This window comes from Pseudomonas sp. UBA1879 (assembly GCF_002338065.1).
Lineage (GTDB): Bacteria > Pseudomonadota > Gammaproteobacteria > Pseudomonadales > Pseudomonadaceae > Aquipseudomonas.
Genome location: NZ_DDHJ01000009.1, coordinates 18,390 through 38,983, shown reverse-complemented (window position 1 = coordinate 38,983; position 20,594 = coordinate 18,390). Strand labels below are relative to the sequence as shown.

General features: G+C 59.6%; 20 protein-coding genes and 2 tRNA genes. 14 read left to right on the top strand and 8 right to left on the bottom strand.

All coding sequences use genetic code 11. The features are described from left to right. Positions 1-7 precede the first annotated feature (7 nt). Genes B3N48_RS09165 through hemA form a run of 4 tightly spaced genes read right to left on the bottom strand, consistent with a single transcriptional unit; the run spans position 8 to position 3,947 of the window. A complete protein-coding gene (locus tag B3N48_RS09165) occupies positions 8-763 on the bottom strand; it encodes a molybdopterin-synthase adenylyltransferase MoeB (RefSeq protein WP_296182344.1) in 756 nt (251 codons plus the stop codon). Continuing rightward, complete coding sequence (gene prmC, locus B3N48_RS09160; protein WP_296182340.1) at positions 757-1,590, bottom strand: peptide chain release factor N(5)-glutamine methyltransferase; 834 nt, start codon at positions 1,588-1,590, stop codon at positions 757-759. Before prmC ends, B3N48_RS09165 begins: the two co-directional genes overlap by 7 nt. Continuing rightward, the gene (prfA, locus tag B3N48_RS09155; RefSeq protein ID WP_296182338.1) at positions 1,591-2,673 is read right to left on the bottom strand and encodes a peptide chain release factor 1; all 1,083 of its coding nucleotides are present in this window, start codon (positions 2,671-2,673) and stop codon (positions 1,591-1,593) included. Then, entirely contained in the window at positions 2,670-3,947 is a 1,278-nt protein-coding gene (gene hemA / locus B3N48_RS09150) for a glutamyl-tRNA reductase (protein ID WP_296182335.1), read from the bottom strand. Before hemA ends, prfA begins: the two co-directional genes overlap by 4 nt. Before the next feature lie 257 nt (positions 3,948-4,204). Between hemA and B3N48_RS09145 the strand changes: the two genes are divergently transcribed. From B3N48_RS09145 to ychF, 8 genes are all read left to right on the top strand, one after another. Next, a complete protein-coding gene (locus B3N48_RS09145) occupies positions 4,205-5,932 on the top strand; it encodes a tetratricopeptide repeat protein (protein WP_296182332.1) in 1,728 nt (575 codons plus the stop codon). Positions 5,933-5,935: 3 nt separating this feature from the next. Next, positions 5,936-6,553 (top strand): lipoprotein insertase outer membrane protein LolB, encoded by a 618-nt coding sequence (gene lolB / locus B3N48_RS09140; protein WP_296182329.1) that lies wholly within the window; start codon positions 5,936-5,938, stop codon positions 6,551-6,553. 2 nt (positions 6,554-6,555) lie between these two features. Continuing rightward, positions 6,556-7,407 (top strand): 4-(cytidine 5'-diphospho)-2-C-methyl-D-erythritol kinase, encoded by an 852-nt coding sequence (gene ispE / locus B3N48_RS09135; protein ID WP_296182326.1) that lies wholly within the window; start codon positions 6,556-6,558, stop codon positions 7,405-7,407. A gap of 35 nt (positions 7,408-7,442) precedes the next feature. Beyond that, positions 7,443-7,517 (top strand) — tRNA-Gln (locus B3N48_RS09130). 47 nt (positions 7,518-7,564) lie between these two features. Next, entirely contained in the window at positions 7,565-8,506 is a 942-nt protein-coding gene (locus B3N48_RS09125; RefSeq protein WP_037018241.1) for a ribose-phosphate pyrophosphokinase, read from the top strand. A gap of 138 nt (positions 8,507-8,644) precedes the next feature. After that, positions 8,645-9,250 (top strand): 50S ribosomal protein L25/general stress protein Ctc, encoded by a 606-nt coding sequence (locus B3N48_RS09120; RefSeq protein ID WP_296182322.1) that lies wholly within the window; start codon positions 8,645-8,647, stop codon positions 9,248-9,250. A 75-nt stretch (positions 9,251-9,325) separates the two neighbouring features. Beyond that, the gene (gene pth, locus B3N48_RS09115) at positions 9,326-9,910 is read left to right on the top strand and encodes an aminoacyl-tRNA hydrolase (RefSeq protein WP_296182321.1); all 585 of its coding nucleotides are present in this window, start codon (positions 9,326-9,328) and stop codon (positions 9,908-9,910) included. 21 nt (positions 9,911-9,931) lie between these two features. After that, positions 9,932-11,032 carry a redox-regulated ATPase YchF gene (ychF, locus tag B3N48_RS09110; protein ID WP_296182318.1) on the top strand — a complete coding sequence of 367 codons (1,101 nt, stop codon included), beginning with the start codon at positions 9,932-9,934 and terminating at the stop codon, positions 11,030-11,032. Between the two features lie 83 nt (positions 11,033-11,115). On the opposite strand, the gene B3N48_RS09105 is transcribed toward ychF, so the two are convergent. Beyond that, complete coding sequence (locus B3N48_RS09105) at positions 11,116-11,820, bottom strand: glutathione S-transferase family protein (protein ID WP_296182316.1); 705 nt, start codon at positions 11,818-11,820, stop codon at positions 11,116-11,118. A 126-nt stretch (positions 11,821-11,946) separates the two neighbouring features. On the opposite strand from B3N48_RS09105, the gene B3N48_RS09100 reads away from it, so the two are divergent. After that, the gene (locus B3N48_RS09100) at positions 11,947-12,588 is read left to right on the top strand and encodes a TetR/AcrR family transcriptional regulator (RefSeq protein WP_296182423.1); all 642 of its coding nucleotides are present in this window, start codon (positions 11,947-11,949) and stop codon (positions 12,586-12,588) included. Beyond that, positions 12,585-13,298 carry a glutathione binding-like protein gene (locus B3N48_RS09095; RefSeq protein ID WP_296182313.1) on the top strand — a complete coding sequence of 238 codons (714 nt, stop codon included), beginning with the start codon at positions 12,585-12,587 and terminating at the stop codon, positions 13,296-13,298. The genes B3N48_RS09100 and B3N48_RS09095 overlap by 4 nt, the downstream gene beginning before the upstream one ends. 65 nt (positions 13,299-13,363) lie before the next feature. Here the strand turns inward: B3N48_RS09095 and B3N48_RS09090 are convergent, their stop codons facing one another. Together B3N48_RS09090 and B3N48_RS26855 are read right to left on the bottom strand one after the other, a co-directional pair. Continuing rightward, complete coding sequence (locus tag B3N48_RS09090) at positions 13,364-14,020, bottom strand: class I SAM-dependent methyltransferase (protein WP_296182312.1); 657 nt, start codon at positions 14,018-14,020, stop codon at positions 13,364-13,366. 115 nt (positions 14,021-14,135) lie between these two features. Then, on the bottom strand, positions 14,136-15,272 hold the full coding sequence (locus B3N48_RS26855; RefSeq protein ID WP_414704217.1) for a methyl-accepting chemotaxis protein: 1,137 nt from the start codon (positions 15,270-15,272) through the stop codon (positions 14,136-14,138). A 1,353-nt stretch (positions 15,273-16,625) separates the two neighbouring features. Here B3N48_RS26855 and B3N48_RS09080 point away from each other — a divergent pair. The 4 genes from B3N48_RS09080 to B3N48_RS09065 all read left to right on the top strand — a co-directional run bounded on the left by B3N48_RS09080 (position 16,626) and on the right by B3N48_RS09065 (position 19,736). Beyond that, positions 16,626-16,702: transfer RNA gene (locus tag B3N48_RS09080), tRNA-Met, on the top strand. A 131-nt stretch (positions 16,703-16,833) separates the two neighbouring features. Then, entirely contained in the window at positions 16,834-17,178 is a 345-nt protein-coding gene (locus B3N48_RS09075) for a bacteriocin (RefSeq protein ID WP_296182306.1), read from the top strand. Between the two features lie 71 nt (positions 17,179-17,249). After that, entirely contained in the window at positions 17,250-17,954 is a 705-nt protein-coding gene (locus B3N48_RS09070) for a hypothetical protein (protein ID WP_296182304.1), read from the top strand. A 201-nt stretch (positions 17,955-18,155) separates the two neighbouring features. Beyond that, complete coding sequence (locus B3N48_RS09065) at positions 18,156-19,736, top strand: aldehyde dehydrogenase (NADP(+)) (protein ID WP_296182303.1); 1,581 nt, start codon at positions 18,156-18,158, stop codon at positions 19,734-19,736. An 82-nt stretch (positions 19,737-19,818) separates the two neighbouring features. Here the strand turns inward: B3N48_RS09065 and B3N48_RS09060 are convergent, their stop codons facing one another. Then, positions 19,819-20,418, bottom strand: a complete 600-nt coding sequence (locus B3N48_RS09060; RefSeq protein ID WP_296182301.1) for a flavin reductase family protein — start codon at positions 20,416-20,418, stop codon at positions 19,819-19,821. Positions 20,419-20,594: the final 176 nt, after the last annotated feature.

Below are 20,594 nucleotides of genomic sequence, written 5' to 3'. Positions count from 1 at the left end.
GACCGTTCTAGCCATGGGTTGCACCGCATACGCTGCAACCTGGATCACGTTTGACTTTCAGCTCACGGAATCGCGTGCCCAACGCATCGATCAACAACAGTCGCCCCACCATTGGCTCACCGAAACCGGCCAACAATTTTAGCGCCTCAAGGGCCTGGAGGCTGCCGACCAGCCCTACCAGCGGCCCGATGACACCGGCTTCGCTGCACGTCAGTTCGCTTTCGCTGCCATGCCCATATAAACAGTGGTAACACGGACTCTCGGCGCGGCGCGGGTCGAACACCGATAATTGCCCGTCGAAACGAATGGCCGCGCCGCTCACCAACGGTTTGCGCGCGGCGACGCACGCCGCATTGACCGCTTCGCGGGTGGTGAAGTTGTCGGAGCAGTCGAGCACCAGATCCACGGCCTCGACTGCCGCGGCCAGCGAGTCTTCGTCCAGCGCCACACGATGAGGCACCTGTTTGACCTGCGGGTTGATCGCAGCCAGCCGAGCCATCGCCGAATCGACCTTGCTTTGGCCGACGCTGTGAGTGTCGTGGATGATCTGGCGTTGCAGATTGGTCAGGTCGACTGTGTCGAAGTCCGCAAGATGCAACTCCCCGACGCCGGCAGCGGCCAAGTACAACGCCACTGGCGAACCCAACCCGCCCACGCCGACGATCAGCGCCCGGCTTTGCTTGAGGCGCAACTGGCCTTCGATATCGACCTGTTGCAGCAGAATCTGCCGGCTGTAGCGCAGCAGCTCGTCATCGGTCAGCACGGCACGCGCCCGAACGTGATGCGTTCGTGATCGCCCAGATCACGGCGGGTCTGGATCTGTTCGAAACCGTAGGTGTTCAGCAGATCCCGCACCGCCGCCCCTTGATCGTAGCCATGTTCCAGCAACAGCCAGCCCCCTGGCTCCAGATACGCCGGAGCCTGTGACACGATCAATCGCAGGTCGTCGAGACCGTCGGTGCCTGAGACCAGGGCGCTGCTCGGCTCGAAACGTACGTCGCCTTCCACCAGATGCGGGTCGTTGGACGCTATATAAGGAGGGTTGCTGAGAATCAGGTCGAAACGCTGGCCTTCCACGGCGCTGAACCAATGGCTCAGCAGCACATTGGCGTTGTCCAGATGCAGGCGCTGTCGATTGCGCTCGGCAAGGTCAACCGCCTGTTCCACCCGATCCACCGCCGTGACGCCCCACTGTGGACGGTCCTTGGCCAGCGACAGCGCGATGGCGCCGGTGCCAGTGCCGAGGTCAAGCAAACGATGGGGAATTGCCCCCGGCAGCAACTCCAACGCGGTTTCCACCAGCATTTCGGTTTCGGGACGAGGAATCAGCGTGTGCGTCGCCACTTCAAGGTCGATATTCCAGAAACCCTGCTGGCCCAAAATATACGCCACGGGCTCGCCGGTGCGCCGACGCTGCAAGTAGCCATCGAATGCCTGTGCGGCTTCGGTGCTGACGATGCGCTCCGGCCAGGTGTGCAAAAAGCTGCGCGGCTTGCCCAGGGCAGCAGCCAACAGCAATTCAGCGTCCAGACGGGCTGTCGGAGAGTCCGGCAGTTCTGCGTTTCTTAACAAGCTGGCGATGATGGTCATTTACTCACCCAGTGCCGCAAGTTGGTCTGCCTGATACTCGGCAAGCAACGGTTCTATCACTGCATCGACCCCGCCGGCCAAAACTTCATCCAGCGAATACAAGGTCAGGTTCACGCGATGATCCGTCACCCGCCCCTGTGGAAAGTTGTACGTGCGAATACGCTCGGAACGGTCACCCGAACCCACCAGTAATTTGCGCTCGCTGGCGATGGCATTGGCCGCCGCAGCGGTTTGCTGGTCGTTGAGCTTGGCCGATAACCAGGCCATGGCCCGAGCGCGGTTCTTGTGCTGGGAACGCTCCTCCTGACACTCAACGACAATACCGGTCGGCAAGTGGGTGATGCGAATCGCCGAATCGGTCTTGTTCACATGCTGACCGCCCGCGCCGGATGAGCGGTAGGTGTCCACGCGCAAATCCGCCGGGTTGATCTCGATGGCCTGCTGCTCATCAGGCTCGGGCAGAACGGCCACGGTACACGCGGACGTGTGAATACGGCCCTGGGACTCGGTCTCGGGCACACGCTGAACGCGGTGTGCGCCGGACTCGAATTTCAATTTGCCGTAGACACTTTCCCCCTCGACACGGGCGATGACTTCCTTGAAGCCGCCGTGCTCGCCTTCGTTCTCGGAGAGAATTTCCACCCGCCAGCCTCGACGCTCGGCATACCGGGAATACATGCGGAACAGGTCGCCTGAAAAAATCGCCGCTTCGTCGCCACCGGTGCCTGCGCGAATCTCGAGAAAGACATTGCGACCGTCGTTGGGGTCTTTAGGCAGCAGCATTTTTTGCAGCTCACCTTCAAGCACCACCAGTTGCTCCTTGGCCTCGCGCACTTCCTCGACCGCCATTTCGCGCATGTCCGGGTCGCTGTCCTTGAGCAGCGCCTGAGCGCCTTCGAGGTCGCTCTGCACTTTCTGCAGCTGCGTGTAGGCGTGGATCACCGGCTCGACTTCCGCGTACTCACGAGAATAGGCGCGGAATTTGGTCTGATCGGAAATGACTTCGGCATCGCCAAGCAGCGCGGTCAATTCTTCGAATCGGTCGCTGAGCACATCCAGCTTATTGAGCAGTGAGGCTTTCATTGCGGGGGTTTATCCGTGGAGCCCTCATTGAGAGCAAAAAGTTCCTGGGCCATGGCCAGCGCATCGACGCGGCCTTCGGCGGACAGCTTCTTCAGTTGCACGCTTGGCGCATGCATCAGCTTGTTGGTCAGGCCACGTGCCAGCGCCATCAGTACATCTTCGGCGTTGCTGCCGTTGGCGAGCATCCGCTGCGCCTTCTGCAGCTCTTCGTCTCGCAGCCGTTCGCTCTGCTGGCGATAGGCTCTGAGCACGTCGACCGCTGCCAATTCGCGCAGACGCGACATGAAATCTTCAACGCCAACGCTGACCAGCTCTTCTGCCGCTTGCGCGGCGCCTTGGCGGCTCTTGAGGTTTTCCGCGACGACTTCGTGCAGGTCATCGACGGTGTACAGGTAAACGTCGTCCAGCTCGCCGACTTCCGGTTCGATATCCCGGGGAACGGCGATGTCGACCATGAAAATCGGCTTGTGCTTGCGCAGCTTCAGGGCGCTTTCTACGGCCCCTTTACCGAGAATCGGCAATTGGCTGGCGGTGGAACTGATGACGATATCGCTGTTGACCAGTTCGGCGGGAATGTCCGCCAGCAACACCGCGTGTGCGCCGAACTCTTCCGCCAGAATGCTTGCGCGCTCCAGGGTACGGTTGGCGACCACAATACGCTTGACCCCCAGATCGTGCAGGTGTCGTGCGACCAGCGTGATGGTCTCGCCCGCGCCGATCAACAAGGCCTGGCTACGTTGCAGGTCGCTGAAAATCTGTTTGGCCAGGCTGACCGCGGCGAAAGCGACCGACACCGGGTTCTCGCCGATGGCCGTGTCGGTGCGCACCTGCTTGGCGGCGCTGAAGGTCGCCTGGAACAGCCGGCCGAGTAATGGACCGATGGTTCCGGCTTCCCGCGCCACCGCGTAGGCGGACTTCATCTGACCGAGAATCTGCGGCTCGCCCAGCACCAGCGAATCCAGCCCCGACGCCACACGCATCATATGGCGCACAGCAGCGTCTTCTTCGTGCACATAGGCACTGGCGCGCAATTCGTCGATGTTGAGGTGGTGATAATCGGCCAGCCAGCGCAGCACGACATCAGCGGTGAGCTGGTCCTGCTCTATATAAAGCTCGCTGCGGTTGCAGGTCGACAGAATGGCGGCTTCGCGGCTTTGGGTCAGGCGACACAGCTGCTGTAAAGCCTCAACCAGCTGCTCAGGGGTAAATGCCACGCGCTCGCGGACATCCACTGATGCAGTCTTATGGTTGATACCCAGAGCAAGAAAGGCCATTCAAGGTCGCTGATGGTGACGTGAAGCCGGCAATTGTCCTACTTCAATAGATTCAGAACAACCACTGCAATACATTCAGAACGTCCGCAAGAGTCTATTGTCCCTATAGAGATCCGCTTTGCGGCCATGCCCCTGCGACAAATTGTCCAAGCGCAGGCTGTAAATAGCGGGTTCTGGTTTTCAAGTGGGCTGTGGGTTTGCTCCCTGCCTTGTGTCATGATGCTTTCAAACCGCAGGTAAGCCACCCTCTCTCCTATATGAATAAATCCTCCGCGTTGTTCCTTGCCCTTGTCGTTCTTGGTGGCTGCCAGTCTACGGCCTCCGTTTCTCCGCAGCCTGCCGCTGCGGCGAAAGAAGCGACGCCCGCGCCTGAAACCAAACCCCAGGTGTACGGTTCGTTTACTCAGGAGACCGTCGTCAGTCTGCTGACCGCTGAACTGGCCGGACAACGCAATCGCTTCGACATTGCGCTGGACAACTACGTGACCCAGGCCATCCAGACGCAGGATCCCGGCGTCTCGGAACGTGCGTTTCGCATTGCCGAATACCTGGGCGCCGATCAAGCGGCATTAGACACTTCGATGATCTGGGCCAGAAACGACCCAAACAACCTTGAAGCGCAACGCGCTGCCGCCATTCAACTGGCCCGCGCCGGACGTTACGACGACTCCATGCGCTATATGGAGAAAGTGCTGCAAGGCCAGGGCGATACACATTTCGACTTCCTCGCGCTGTCGGCGGCTGAAACCGACTCCAACACGCGCAAGGGGCTGCTCAACAGCTTCGATCGCCTGCTGGCCAAATACCCGAAAAACGGCCAGCTGATTTTCGGTAAGGCTCTGCTGCTGCAACAGGAAGGCGACAGCGCCGCATCGCTCAAACTGCTTGAAGACAACCCGCCCGGTGAAGGCGAAGTCGCGCCCATCCTGCTGCGCGCCCGCCTGCTGCAGAGCATGAACCGTGGCAAGGAAGCGATGCCGCTGCTGGAAAAAAGCATCAAGAAATACCCGGACGACAAGCGTCTGCGCCTGACCTACGCGCGCATGCTGGTTGAACAGAACCGCATGGAAGAGGCCAAGGTGCAGTTCTCCAGCCTGGTTCAACAGTATCCGGACGATGATGAGCTGCGTTACTCGCTGGCCCTGGTGTGCCTGGAAAACAAGGCGTGGGACGAGGCGCAAGGCTACCTGGAAGATCTGGTCGCTCGCGGCAGCCATGTCGACGCGGCTCACGTGAACCTGGGCCGTATCTATGAGGAGCGCAGCGATCCGCAAAACGCGCTCGCTGAATACGCGCAGGTCGGTCCGGGTAACGACTACCTGCCCGCACAGCTGCGTCAGGCCGACATCCTCATGAGCAACGGCAGCACCGCCGAAGCCTCGAAACGATTGGCCCAGGCTCGCGCCGACCAACCGGATTACGCCATCCAGCTGTACCTGATCGAAGCCGAAACCCTGAGCAACAACAATCAGAGCGACCGCGGCTGGCAAGTGCTGACTCAAGCACTCAAGCAGTATCCGGACGATCTGAACCTGCTGTATACCCGCGCGATGTTGGCAGAGAAGCGCAACGACCTGAAGCAAATGGAGACTGATCTGCGGGCAATCCTCAAGCGCGAACCCGACAACGCCATGGCGCTGAACGCGTTGGGCTACACGCTCTCCGATCGCACCACGCGCTATGCCGAAGCGAAAGCGCTGATTGAGCGCGCGCACGAATTGAATCCCGAAGACCCCGCCGTTTTGGACAGCCTGGGCTGGGTCAACTATCGCCTGGGTAACCTCGACGAAGCCGAGCGCTTGCTGCGTGAAGCATTGGAGCGCTACCCCGATCACGAAGTCGCGGCGCACCTGGGCGAAGTGCTCTGGGCCAAAGGCGAACAGCGCGAAGCCCGCAAAATCTGGGGCAAAGCCCTTGAACAACAACCTGACAGCCCGGTCCTGCGCAGCACCCTCAAACGCCTGACCGGCTCCGAGACCCTTTGATTTATGTCACTGCGCCACCTACTTGCATTCAGTTTGATCGCCCTGCTCGCCGGTTGCGCCGGCATCACCTCCCGCGAAGCCGTGCAGGGCACCGGCAATGCCACCCAATGGCAAGCCAACAAGCAACAGCTCGCGAGCCTCGACGGCTGGGAAATCAATGGCAAAGTCGGGATTCGCGCGCCGAAAGACTCCGGTAGCGGCACGCTCTACTGGCTGCAACGTCAGGACTACTACGACATTCGCCTGTCGGGCCCGCTCGGTCGCGGCGCGGCCCGCCTGACCGGTCGTCCCGGCGCAGTGTCGCTGGAAGTCGCTAACCAGGGCCGTTACGACGCCCCGGACCCCGAAACGCTGCTCAAGGATCAACTCGGCTGGAAATTGCCGGTCTCACACCTTGTCTGGTGGGTTCGCGGCTTGCCTGCGCCAGACAGCAAAAGCAGCCTGACGCTGGACGGCGACAGTCGCTTGTCGAATCTTGACCAGGACGGCTGGAAGATCGAGTACTTGAGCTACACCCAACAGAACGGCTATTGGCTGCCCGAGCGAATGAAACTGCACGGCCAGGACCTGGACGTCACGCTGGTCATCAAGGACTGGCAACCGCGCAAGCTGGGGCAGTGATCATGCCCCAGCAACGTTTAACGCTGCCCGCCCCCGCGAAGCTTAACCTGATGCTGCACATTCTTGGCCGTCGTCCGGACGGCTATCACGAATTGCAAACCCTGTTTCAGTTTCTGGATTACGGCGACGAGTTAAGTTTCGCACTGCGCAACGACGGCGAGATTCGCCTGCAAACGGACATCCCCGACGTTCCCCACGACAGCAATCTGATCGTCAGAGCCGCACGCGCGCTAAAGGAACAATCAGGATCGTCCCTCGGTGTCGACATCTGGCTGAAGAAAGTGCTGCCCATGGGCGGCGGTATTGGCGGCGGCAGTTCGGATGCGGCGACGACTCTGTTAGGGCTCAATCACCTTTGGCGACTCGGTTGGGACGAAAATCGCCTGGCCGCGCTAGGGCTCAAGCTCGGGGCTGACGTGCCGGTTTTCGTGCGTGGACACGCCGCATTTGCCGAGGGCGTGGGCGAAATCCTGACCCCAGAGCACCCCGAAGAGCCGTGGTACGTCGTGCTAGTTCCGCAAGTCTCTGTAAGTACAGCAGAAATTTTTTCAGATCCCCTGTTGACACGTGACACGCCGCCCATTAAAGTGCGCCCCGTTCCCAAGGGAAACAGTCGAAATGACTGCTTACCGGTTGTAGCAAGGCGTTATCCTGAAGTACGTAACGCATTGAATTTGCTAGGTAAATTTACCGAAGCAAAGTTAACCGGAACTGGAAGTTGTGTGTTTGGGGCCTTCCCAAGCAAAGCTGAAGCTGATAAAGTCTCGGCCCTTCTTACAGAGACCCTTACAGGGTTTGTAGCAAAAGGCAGCAACGTTTCTATGTTGCACCGGACGTTACAGAAACTGCTCTAAGAGAACCGAGTGCCAGGCACTCGTGCAACAGATACAGGGGCGTCGCCAAGCGGTAAGGCAGCAGGTTTTGATCCTGCCATGCGTTGGTTCGAATCCAGCCGCCCCTGCCATTTTCCTATAGTCATCCAGGCATACCCTAAGCCTCCAGGTACTGCGCGTGTCCAAGATGATGGTCTTTACGGGGAACGCCAACCCCGATCTGGCTCGGCGTGTCGTACGTCAGCTGCATATCCCTCTCGGTGACATCTCTGTCGGTAAGTTCTCCGACGGCGAGATTACCGCTGAGATCAATGAAAACGTTCGCGGTAAAGACGTCTTCATTATTCAGCCGACCTGCGCTCCGACCAACGATAACCTGATGGAACTCGTCGTGATGGCTGATGCCTTCCGTCGTTCCTCGGCAACTCGTATCACCGCTGTTATCCCTTACTTTGGTTACGCTCGCCAGGATCGCCGTCCGCGCTCCGCTCGTGTGGCTATCAGCGCCAAAGTGGTTGCGGACATGCTCACCGTCGTCGGTATCGACCGCGTGCTGACTGTCGACCTGCACGCTGACCAAATTCAAGGTTTCTTCGATATTCCTGTAGATAACATCTATGGCTCCCCGGTGCTGGTGGATGACATCGAAGACCAACGTTTCGAAAACCTGATGATCGTTTCCCCGGATATCGGCGGTGTCGTGCGTGCACGTGCAGTGGCCAAATCCCTGGGTGTTGATCTCGGGATCATCGACAAACGCCGTGAGAAGGCCAATCACTCCGAAGTGATGCACATCATCGGTGACGTCGAAGGTCGTACCTGCATTCTGGTCGATGACATGGTCGATACCGCCGGCACCCTGTGCCACGCGGCTAAAGCCTTGAAAGAACACGGCGCTGCGAAAGTTTTCGCTTACTGCACACACCCTGTTCTCTCCGGTCGCGCCATCGAGAACATCGAAAATTCCGTGCTGGACGAACTGGTGGTCACGAACACCATCCCGTTGTCCGCAGCAGCACAAGCCTGTGACCGTATCCGCCAACTGGATATCGCACCGGTAGTCGCCGAAGCGATGCGTCGCATCAGCAACGAAGAATCGATCAGCGCGATGTTCCGTTAAGGGCCCTGCCCTCTCGAACCTCCGTTGACGAAAAGCGCCCCGCCCCAATAGTGACTGTTGGGGCGGGGCTTTTTTGCCCATATCGAGTTGGCGCTGGTCGCAAACGCCGCTCGGTGATGGCTATTTTGGAGATACAAAATGACTGACTTTACTCTGAACGCCCAAGCGCGTACTGACCTGGGGAAAGGTGCGAGCCGCCGCCTGCGTCACGCGAAACAAGTTCCAGCCGTTATCTACGGTGGCAACAAAGAAGCTGCCTCGATCACCATCGAAGCCAAGGAAATCGCCAAACTGTTCGAAAACGAAGCGGCTTTCAGCCACGTTATCGAACTGAACGTTGATGGCGCCAAGCAGAACGTGATCGTTAAAGCGATGCAACGTCACCCTGCCAAGCAATTCATCATGCACGCTGACTTCATCCGCGTTGTTGCTGGCCAGAAACTGACCGCAACCGTACCTGTGCACTTCATCAACGAAGAAGCGCCGGTCAAGAAAGGCGGCGAAATTTCGCACACTACCACTGAACTGGAAGTGTCCTGCCTGCCTAAAGACCTGCCTGAGTTCATCGAGGTTGACCTGGGCGCGCTGGAAATCGGCGACAACGTTCACCTGTCCGACGTTAAAGCACCTAACGGTGTTGAATTCGTCGCTCTGGCACACGGCAAGGATCTGGACATCGCAAACGTCCACGCTCCACGCATCGTCCAGGACGAAGAAGGCACTGCAGAAGGCGAAGCAGAGTAATCATTACTCGCTAGCCGGTTGAACCCGTGATGGTGCCCGGCACCATCACACTCGACCCAAGGAAGAGCCCCTGACGTGACCGCCATCCAACTGATCGTCGGCCTGGGAAACCCCGGCCCCGAATACGAACAGACCCGGCATAACGCAGGGGCTCTTTTCGTTGAACGCATCGCCAGCGCCCAGCGCGTCAATCTGACAGCTGATCGCAAGTATTTCGGCCTGACGGCTAAATTCAGTCATCAAGGCCAAGACGTTCGTCTGCTGATCCCCACCACGTACATGAACCGCAGCGGCCAGTCTGTCGCAGCGCTGGCGGGTTTCTTCCGGATTCCACCGCAGGCCATCCTGGTGGCCCACGACGAACTCGACCTGCCTCCGGGCGTCGCCAAACTCAAACTGGGTGGCGGACACGGTGGGCATAACGGCCTGCGCGACATCATCGCGCAGCTCGGCAATCAAAACGGCTTTCATCGCCTGCGGCTTGGCATTGGCCACCCCGGCGATGCCAGCCTGGTCTCCAATTTCGTACTGGGTCGTGCGCCGCGCGCCGAACAGGAAAAACTGGACGCCAGTATCGACTTTGCCCTCGGCGTGCTGCCGGATATCCTCGCAGGCGACTTCGCCAAAGCGATGCGTGTCCTGCACAGCCAGAAGGCCTGACATCACTCGAGGGGAAACACCATGGGATTCAACTGCGGCATCGTCGGCCTGCCCAATGTCGGCAAGTCCACCCTGTTCAACGCCCTGACCAAATCCGGTATTGCGGCGGAGAACTTTCCCTTCTGCACCATCGAGCCGAACAGCGGCATCGTGGCCATGCCCGATCCACGCTTGCAGGCGCTGGCGGATATCGTGAACCCGAAGCGCATCCTGCCGACCACGATGGAGTTCGTCGACATCGCGGGCCTCGTCGCAGGCGCGTCCAAAGGTGAAGGCCTGGGCAACAAATTCCTGGCCAACATTCGTGAAACCGATGCCATTGCTCATGTGGTCCGCTGCTTTGAAGACGAGAACGTGATTCACGTTTCCAACAGCGTCGACCCGAAACGCGACATCGAAATCATCGACCTGGAACTGATCTTCGCTGACCTCGACAGCTGCGAAAAGCAACTGCAGAAAGTGACGCGCAACGCTAAGGGTGGCGACAAGGATGCAGTGGTTCAGAAGGGGCTGCTGGAGCAACTCATCGCCCACTTTACCGAAGGCAAACCTGCGCGCAGCCTGATGAAGAACATGGGTGCCGATGAGAAGGCCGTCATCAAAGGCTTCCATCTGCTGACCACCAAACCGGTCATGTACATCGCCAACGTGGCCGAAGACGGTTTCGAAAACAACCCGCATCTGGATGTGGTTCGCGCCATCGCCGAAGAAGAAGGCGCGATGCTGGTGCCGGTCTGCAACAAGATCGAAGCCGAAATCGCCGAGCTGGACGACGGTGAAGAGAAAGACATGTTCCTCGAAGCCTTGGGTCTCGAAGAACCTGGCCTTAACCGCGTGATCCGCGCGGGCTACGAAATGCTGCATTTGCAGACCTACTTCACCGCCGGGGTCGAAGAAGTCCGCGCCTGGACCGTCCGCGTCGGCGCCACCGCGCCGCAAGCCGCTGGCGTGATCCACACCGACTTCGAAAAAGGCTTCATCCGGGCCGAGTGTGTCGCCTACAGCGACTTCATCCAGTACAAGGGGGAAGCCGGTGCCAAAGAAGCTGGAAAATGGCGCCTGGAAGGCAAGGACTACATCGTCAAAGACGGCGACGTGCTGCACTTCCGCTTCAACGTTTGATCCGAGACAGCGAGCTCGTTTCGAGACCTCCTAAAAAGCCCCCTATCGGGGGCTTTTTGCTGTGTGGCTTCTTAACATCCTGCTCATGACACCTTCGGATAATTCGACGGAAACAGCGCTCGCTTTGCCGCTTCGTCCAAGTCCTTTTTGAACGTCAACTCTTTGCCTACCTCCCGCGCGCGCTGGGCGGCAGGACGGGCGTCGATGCGTTGGAACCATGCGCGGAGATGAGGGAAATCCGCCAGCGGATCTTCCAATCCCTTCATCACGCGCGGAGCGCGCATGAGCCAGCCCCAGGTCGAGATGTCAGCGAGGGTATAACCCTCGCCGACAATGTATTCACGATTTGCCAGATGCGTGTCCAGCACCTCGTAATGACGCTCGATCTCGCGACGATAGCGGTTGACGGCGTAGTCATTGCCTTCAGGTGCGGCGTATTGAAAATGCACAGCCTGTCCGGAAAACGGCCCCAGGCCCGACGCGATGAAAAACAGCCACGACAAAAGCTCAGCCCGGTCTTCGGCGGCGCCCATGAACTGCCCGGTTTTCTCGCCGAGATACAACAGGATGGCGCTGGAATCGAACACACGTACCTCTTTCCCGCCCGGACCTTCGGTGTCGATGATGGCCGGCACTTTGCCGTTGGGGTTCACCGCGCGGAACTCAGGCAAATGCTGCTCGCCTTTGCTCGTGTCGATAGGCACTAACTCATAGGGCAGCGCTGACTCCTCCAGGAACAGCGCGACTTTGGCCGGGTTGGGCGTTGGATGAAAGTAAAAACGGATCATGGCGGTCATCTCTGAATAGGCAACGTTGGAAAAACGGCTTTTAGTTTTAGAACGACTGTTTTAGATTAGGTGATCTGCGAAGCAAGGCGCAATGTCTGTCTGCATGGCCGCCAAAGGAAACCAGCAATGGCAAGACCGAGAGAGTTTGATGAACGAGCCGTTCTCGACGCGGCAATTCAGTGTTTCTGGGCCAAGGGCTTCGAGGCGACGTCCATGCGCGATCTGATCGATTCCATGGGAATCACGGGCGCCAGCCTGTACAACGCATTCGGCGATAAACGCGGTCTCTACCGCCAAGCCTTGGCGCACTACCTGGAAAGCACCTTCGGCGAACGTGTCGCGCGGCTCGAAAGCACGCTGGGGCCCCGTCAGGCGATCGAGGCGTTTTTCGTAGAGATCATTGACCGCTCGATGAGTGACGCCTTGCATCGCGGCTGCCTGATGGTGAACTCAGCCCTGGAGGCGGTGGCCGATGCGCCTGAGGCACAGGAAATCGTCGATGACTTCCTGACTCGCGCTGAAGCGTTTTTCTCTCGCTGCGTGGAAGCGGGCCAGGCGGACGGCAGTATTTCCATATTGCACTCAGCCAGAGATCTCTCCAGCCTGCTGCTCGGCGTGCTGCTCGGTATCAGGGTGCTTGCGCGCGCCCGACCAGAGCGGGCGCTTCTGGAGAGTGTCATCCGGCCGGTGCTTGGCTTGCTCGACGCTGCTGCACCCAACGCAGACGCGACTTCCCTTCCTACGCCTGTCATGGAAATTCAACGATGATCGAGCTCTACTACTGGCCCACCCCCAACGGCCACAAAATCACTCTGTTCCTCGAAGAGACAGGGCTGGAATACCGCATCCATCCCGTCGATATCAGCGCAGGAGACCAGTTCAACCCCGATTTTCTAGCGTTCTCCCCCAATAACCGCATGCCCGCGATCATCGATACCGCGCCGGCAGATGGCGGTGAGCCGATCTCTGTTTTCGAATCCGGGGCGATTCTGCTGTATCTGGCGGAAAAGACGGGTCGGTTCATGCCCACCGATGTGCGTGGCAAGAAAACCATCACCGAATGGCTGATGTGGCAGATGGGTGGACTAGGCCCTATGGCCGGGCAGAATCACCATTTCGGCGTGTATGCCCCGGAGAAGCTGCCTTATGCCATCAACCGTTACGTCAACGAGACCAACCGTTTGTATGGCGTTTTGAACCAACGCCTCGAGGGCCGGACGTTCATCGGTGGAGACGATTATTCAATCGCGGACATGGCAGCGTATCCCTGGGTGGTGCCATGGCAGCGCCAGCAACAGAATCTTGACGACTTCCCGAATCTGAAGCGCTGGTTTCAGACAGTCCAGGCGCGCCCCGGGACCGTTCGGGCCTACGCGCAGGGGGAAGCGCTCTCGAAAAACCGCGCCTCCGTCACCGAGGAGGGTAAAAAGATTCTGTTCGGCCAGACCTCCACCAATGCGCCGAAGCAGCCTCGCTGATCGGGTCGCCGTCCAGACCAAGCGTTCACACGTGCGAGACCATTCGGACACCGCCGTCGTACGGCTCACCCAATCGGTTGAGCCGCACGAAAAAGCAACACGCACCCTTCGCGCTTGAGCGTCACGTCGCGGAAGTGCTCGCGCAAATGAGTCTCGAAGCCAGCTTCGGTGTCCGCCCGATTGCCAAAAATGCCTTTCTTGTTGTAAACGGCCATGAGCTTGCGACCAAAGCCGTTATGGGCAGCTTCGTCCCCCAGAATCGTCGCGCCGAACAACACGCCGCCTGGCTGTAGGTTGTGCTTGAGATGGCCGAAGATCGCCGCTTTGGCATCCAATGGCCCAGGCAGGCAGTGCATCAGATAGAAGAGCGAAATGGAGTCAAAGCGTTCGTTGCCCGGGATGGGCTTGAAGACGTCATGTTGGATCGTGCGGGTACCCGGTCGGGCAATGCGCCGTTTGGCGGCTTCGAGGCTGCTGGGGTTGAGGTCGAGCAGTGTGATCTGGGTTTGCGAGGAGAGTTGCGTCTTCGCCAGGTAGTAACCCGTGCCCACGCCAATGTCCAGATGATGCGGGCGCACGTTGGCGCGGAAGAACGGCAGCAACACGGTCTGGGTCGGACAACGCCACGCGTAGCGGTTGGAGATGCCGAGCACCCATGCGTCATAAAGGGCCAGCGTCAACGGTGAATAAACCGCTGCGCCGGCGGCACTACTGTCAGTCATGAAGCAAGCCTTGAGTAAGTGAGCCAGCGGCGATAAAACCGATGACCCACCCTCTTCGTCAAGGCTTTTTGTTTTTCAGCGGCCGCGCACCTGCGTTGGCAGGACCCAGCTTCGCTCAGCTCAACTGGAACCTTGACGTGTTGTCGCTCAAGGCCCGGCTGCCTTTGCTCAACGTGTCGGCGGCCAGATTCACAGCCCGTGCGCCATCGAGCAGACGGCCCGCAGCCTGATCCACTTGCTGGATGTTGCCGCTGACTTCGTCGGCGGTCGCGGCCTGCTCTTCCACCGCCGTGGCGATCTGCGCCAGTGTGTCGGTCACGACCTGAACTGCGCTGGCGATTTCCCCCAGACGCTCGCCCAGCCCGGTGACCGACTGCGCATCGGTGATCGCCTGACCGCAGGCCGCTTCCATGAGACTGACCGCCTGGCTCACCGTCGCGCGCAAGCTGTCGACCGTCCCGGCGATCTGCGCCGTCGAGGCCTGGGTCCGTTGCGACAGGCTGCGCACCTCGTCGGCCACGACTGCGAACCCTCGTCCCTGCTCACCTGCCCGTGCGGCCTCGATGGCCGCGTTGAGCGCCAGCAGGTTGGTCTGTTCGGCGATCCCGCGAATGGTGTCGACCACAGACTGGATTTGCTGCCCTTGCTCGCTGACTTTGCCCAGCGCATTGGCCGTGTCGGTGAGGCGCTGATTGAGTTGCTGAATACTGGCCGTAGTGCGCACGCTGTCGCGGCTGCTGTCTTCGGCGATGCGACGCGTCTGTTGGGCGCTGCCGGATGCCTCTTCACAACTTTTGGCGACACCCAGCGAGGTCGCGGCAAGTTGCGTCGCAGCGGCCGCGATCTGACTGATCTGCTGTTGCTGATCCTCGACCTCGTTCAATGTGCTGCCCGCCTGGGAGTTGAGCGTGACCACCGCCGAGCCCAACTGCTGGGTTTCGTGATTCACGCCTAGCAAGCTGGAGCGCAACTGCACCACCGCCACGTTCAACGCGGTGCTGATAGCGGCCAGTTCGTCTCGGCCTTCCACGGCGACCTCGACACACAGGTTACCGTCACGCAATGACTCGGCCAGGGTCGTGATGCCTTTGGCGCTGCGCCGGATCGACGCTTGCAGGCAAACGAACAGATACAGCGCAGCCAATGCCAGAATGCCGAAGGTCGCAGCAACCGGGATGAACTGCCTGATGGCCCGGTCATGGTAATGATCCAGACGGCTATCCAGCGCTGTCAGCGACTGGTTACGCAGCATGGCGAGCGCGTTGAGAACGCTGTCGACGCTGCGTTCGAATCCCGCAGTGTCGAGCTTGATGGAACCCCCGAACACGCCGTCGTCCAGCACTTTCAGCTCGGTGTCCAGACGCTGAAGACTGTCGTTGTACACACGGGTCCACGGTTCCATGCCGGGGTAGGCCTTGGCTTGAAGCGAAGAAGCGGCCTTGACCAGTTGATCGCGGGCATCGGTGATCCGTCCACGGAGGTCGCGCATCTGCAATCGGCTTTGCAAACTGAACTGGCCCGATGCGACGGACGACTGACCGACACTGGCCATGCGGCCGATGCGCTCGATCAGGTCAGGTGTCTGCTGCGTCGAAACCTGCATCAGCAGATAGGTTTCAAGCCATGGATCGAGGATCAGGCCGTTTTCCATGGCAATCTGCTCGCGCAGGCTCTGCAGTCCGGTCAGGGCTGACGTGAACCGGTCATAGCCGTCCGGCCACCAGCCGATGGTCCGTAGCGACTCGGAATCCATGCCTTTGACGAGCCCCTGCAGCGCTTTGTAGCGCGCTTGGGTGTCCGGGCCTGCGTGACGCGCGTTCAGCTCGTCTCCCAACTTCGCGAGTGTCTGGTTCATGACCGGATTGGCCGCATCCAGCGCCGCCATGGCTGCTTTCGCCGCCGGGGTGGGGTCACGAAGGATATCAGCCGCTTTCCAACGGGCAGCCAGATTGCGTTGCGCGGTCAATTGAGCGTCCAGTGCATCCAATGCCAGCAATTGACGCGTGCCAGATTGCTCTTGGGAAATGACCGACAGCTTGCTGCGATAATCTTGGCCAATCATCCACAGGCTACCGGCGAGCGGCAGCATGAACAGGAAGAAAAGCACCTGAAATTTGCGGGCAAACCCAAAACGTCCGAGCAGGCGGATGCCTGGCGACAGAAGACTTTGCATGTCCGACGACTCCTCACGGACAGCCCGCCAGTGCAGCTTATGGCCACACCGACTGCTGCCTCATATTCTTACCGGCAAAATGCCATGTCTTTGTTTTAAAAACGACAGCCGCCTGTCTCAAGGGTGGAGGTGCGACGTCAAACCGTGCGCCATCGCGCACCGAGCGGCGCCAACACGTCAGGCCCAAGCAAGAAACGGACCGGTAGCATGACGCCATCAAAATGGGGCATGCGGGCGAAGACGGTGCATTCAGCATGCACAAATGTGGGGCGAAAGCACTCAAGGCATGCTTCATAAATGTCACTGCGGTGACGGATATGCGGGTTCAAAAATGGCAAGCAACGAAAAACGCTAACCGGTTGATCGCGCGCATAAATTTTTTTGGAAGACGCTTGACACATCTCTGATCTGAGCGAATAATGCGCGCCACTTGGCTACATAGCTCAGTTGGTTAGAGCATAGCATTCATAATGCTGGGGTCCGGGGTTCAAGTCCCTGTGTAGCCACCAAGTACCTCAACAAAGCCCGCCTCGTGCGGGCTTTGTTGTTTCTGGCTGTTTGACCCTGGCGCTTCAGGTCGACAGATTGGATGCCCTGTTTTCAACCACCCCATCTTGCTTATTTTTCTGAGGTCAACGTCATGCGCATCACGTTTCCTGCTCTGGTTTTCGGTCTTCTGGTTTCCCAAGCCGCGATGGCGGGTAGCACCAACACCGCAGTGGGGGGTGGTCTGGGCGGTGCGCTGGGCAACGTTGTGGGTCAAAAGGTGGGGGGCAGCAACGGCGCGGTCATCGGTGCAGGTCTGGCAGGCGCGGCGGGCAGTGCCGTCGGCGCGAAGAAAGGCCATAAAACCCGCGCAGCCATCGGTGGTGGGTTGGGTGGCGCAGCGGGTTCGGTCATCGGCAACAAACTGGGCGGTAGCACCGGCGGCACCATTGGCGCGGGTCTGGGCGGCGCCGCGGGTGGTGCTCTGGGCGGTAAATAAATTACCCTCCCTCGCGAAACGCCCTCTTTGCGTTTCGCGATCAAACCCGTTAATGAAGCAATGGATGTTCAATGTCTGATTCCCATACCGACGTAGCAGTGCCTGCTCTTTCCTCCAAGCAGGCTTACGAAAACGCCATCAACCTTTCACAGCACGTGCCGCAGGCGAAAACCATCAGCGAAATGGTCCTCGATGCCTTCCAGAGCGCCAAGGAAAGCGATCAGATACGTGAACTGCGCGCCGCCATTCGTCAGGCCCATGACCGTTTCGACGACGACCAGGCCTATGAATTGATGGGGCAGCTGAAACAACTGAAAGACGCTGAAGCCGCCGACATGGCCGCCCTGGAGGACCTCAGCACGAAGTTCCCAATCACTCGTATTCTGTCCAGCTACAAGAACGATCCGAGTTTTCAGGAGCTGGTCTATAGCCTGGCGCTGAAAGTCCTGAACCAGACGCACCAGGCCGTCAGCAACCCAAGCGGCGGCAAGAGCAAGGCAACTCGAGCAAAGAAAGACGCTGAGGTGTTCGTCATCAGCAAAGATGGCGCCAGCATCACCCTGCCCCTGCGCACCCCGCGCACCAAGGCCGGCGTGGACCGCGAAGCCTTCGAATTCCTCGGATTCGCGTTTGTCGGTGAAGGAGACGAAGCCGAACTGCAGAACGACGTGTTCGTCGACAAAGACGGCAACGAACACGCTGCCACGCGCAAGAACATCGTCACCGCGATCCAGCAGCAGACAGCGTTCGATGGGTTCAGCGCGGTTCAGCAGTAAACGCTGTGCGGGTTGCCGCTGAGGGGTAATCTGAATATCCCTCAGCGCGCCTGGAAACCACTGACACCTTCTGCTCCCCACCAACTGCGCGATATCGCTTTCATGATGTACCCTCAGGAGCTGACCACGGCGACGCCATAAGACGCGCCGACTCACGTCATATCACTCCCCAGGCTCGTCTTGATTAAGAGGTGTTGCGCAATGCAGATTCTTGGTGAAACGATCATCGGACAACGGTCGCTGCGCGGTCAGGCAGGCGATGTATTCGCGCTCGCGGCCGCCACCGGAGAACAGCTGACCCCGGCCTTCGGCGCCAGCACGACAGACGATGTCAACGCCGCGTGCGAACTGGCGGAAGCTTCGTTCGACCGTTACCGGCAACTGAGTGACGAGCAACGCGCCGCCTTCCTCGACGCCATCGCCCAGGGCCTTTTGGATCTGGGCGACACGCTGATTGATCGCGTTCATCTGGAGAGCGGTTTGCCCAAGCCTCGGCTGGAGGGCGAGCGGGTCCGCACCGCCAATCAGCTCAAACTGTTCGCCAGCGTATTGCGGGAAGGCCGCTGGCATGGCGCGACACTCGACACCGCGTTGCCAGAGCGCCAACCCCTCCCCCGCGCTGACCTGCGCCAGCGGCGCATTGGCGTAGGACCCGTTGCTGTGTTCGGCGCCAGTAATTTCCCATTGGCGTTTTCAGTGGCAGGGGGTGACACGGCATCCGCGCTTGCAGCCGGATGCCCGGTCATCGTCAAGGCACACCCCGCGCACCTTGGCACCAGCGAATTGGTCGGCCGGGTGATCCAGAAGGCGGCTCGCGACACGGGCATGCCCGAAGGCGTGTTCTCGATGCTCATCGACAAAGACATCTCTGTCGGTCAGGCGCTCGTCAGCCATCCGCTCATTCAGGCCGTCGGCTTTACCGGATCGCGACGTGGGGGGCTGGCCTTGGTGGCGGCCGCTCAAGCGAGGCCGGTGCCGATTCCGGTCTATGCCGAGATGAGCAGCATTAACCCGGTGTTTCTGCTTCCCGCTGCACTCTCCGCCCGCGCGGACACCATCGCGAAAGGCTTCGCAGACTCGCTGGTATTGGGTGCCGGGCAATTCTGCACCAACCCCGGCATCTTGCTGGCGCTGGAAAGCGACGCACTGGAACGCTTCGTCTCAGCCGCTGCCGAGGCGCTGTCTGACAAAACCCCCACCACCATGCTGACGCCCAATATTCACGGCGCCTACTGCAATGGATTGAACAACCTGCACAAAGCGGCAGGCGTCACCTTGATCGCAGAAGGCCGCGAAGCCCAAAGCTCGTTCCAGGCCAGGGCCGCGTTCTTCCGCACCGACTCTGCAACGTTCCTCGGCAACCGGGCATTGGAAGACGAAAATTTCGGCCCCAGCGCGCTGTTGATCGTGTGCAAAGATACGGCTGATCTGCACAACGTCGCCGCGAAATTCGACGGCCAATTGACCGTCACGCTGCACTACGATGATGACGACAAGGCGATCGCTCAGGCTCTGTTGCCGACGCTGGAGCGCAAAGCCGGGCGGATTCTGTTCAACGACTGGCCCACCGGCGTTGAAGTCAGCTATTCGATGGTCCATGGGGGGCCGTTTCCAGCGACGTCGGACAGTCGTAGCACGTCAGTGGGCGCCACCGCCATCGACCGGTTCCTGCGCCCTGTGTGCTATCAAAACGTGCCCGACGCCCTGCTGCCGCCTGCACTGCAACAGGCCAATCCACTGAACACCTGGCGTTTGACGGATGGTCAGCTGGCCAAAAAATAACTGCGGCTTAGACGGCATGCCGACACGAGATACCCGTGACCGCTGGACGCTCCAGTGGTCGCGGGCTTGATCAAACGAACCCTCATCGCTCCAGCACTTTCCCCACCACTTCATCCCCGATGACCAGGAAATGCCCGCCCGCCACGTGATGCAGCGTGCGCAGGTCGTTGTGGCCTTCGAAATGCCAATGGCCGTCGGAGAACACGCGCTCGTCCGCCCAGGCAGCGACGACTTCGCCGATGAACAAGTCGTATTGAGTCTGGTTGTGTGCCTCGGGAATCAGCCGGCACTCGAGCCAGGCGGCGCAGCCTTCCAACAAGGGGGCCTGGACGAGCTCCCCGGCGAAGGTGTCCAGCCCATAGGCGGTGAACTTGTCTTGCTCATGCTCTTTGGAAATCGCCAGCCCCGAGGTCGAGCCGACGGTTTCGACGATATCCAGTTGAGCCACGGTGGGCACGTTGATCACGAAGGTCCCGGAGCCTTCCAGCAACTGCCGTGTCCAGACCGATTTATCCAGGACGACGGTGACTTTGGGCGGCTGAAAATCCAACGGCATCGCCCACGCGGCGGCCATGATGTTGCGCTGACCTTCGTGTGCAGCGCTGACCAACACGGTTGGGCCGTGATTGAGCAAGCGATAGCATTTGGCAAGCGGGACCGCGCGGCGGTGAGTAGCGGACATGGGTCTGATCCTGAAAAGAAACGATGCTGCGAAACTACAGGGTTTTGTCGGCGCCGCAAAACGCGGGTATCCGCCAGCCTCGCCAAACTGTCGCCATCCTGAACCGCGACGAAAAAGCCCTTCCCTGTGGCCTGAAAAAAGTGATGTAATACTATAACAAAACATTTCAGGCCTTT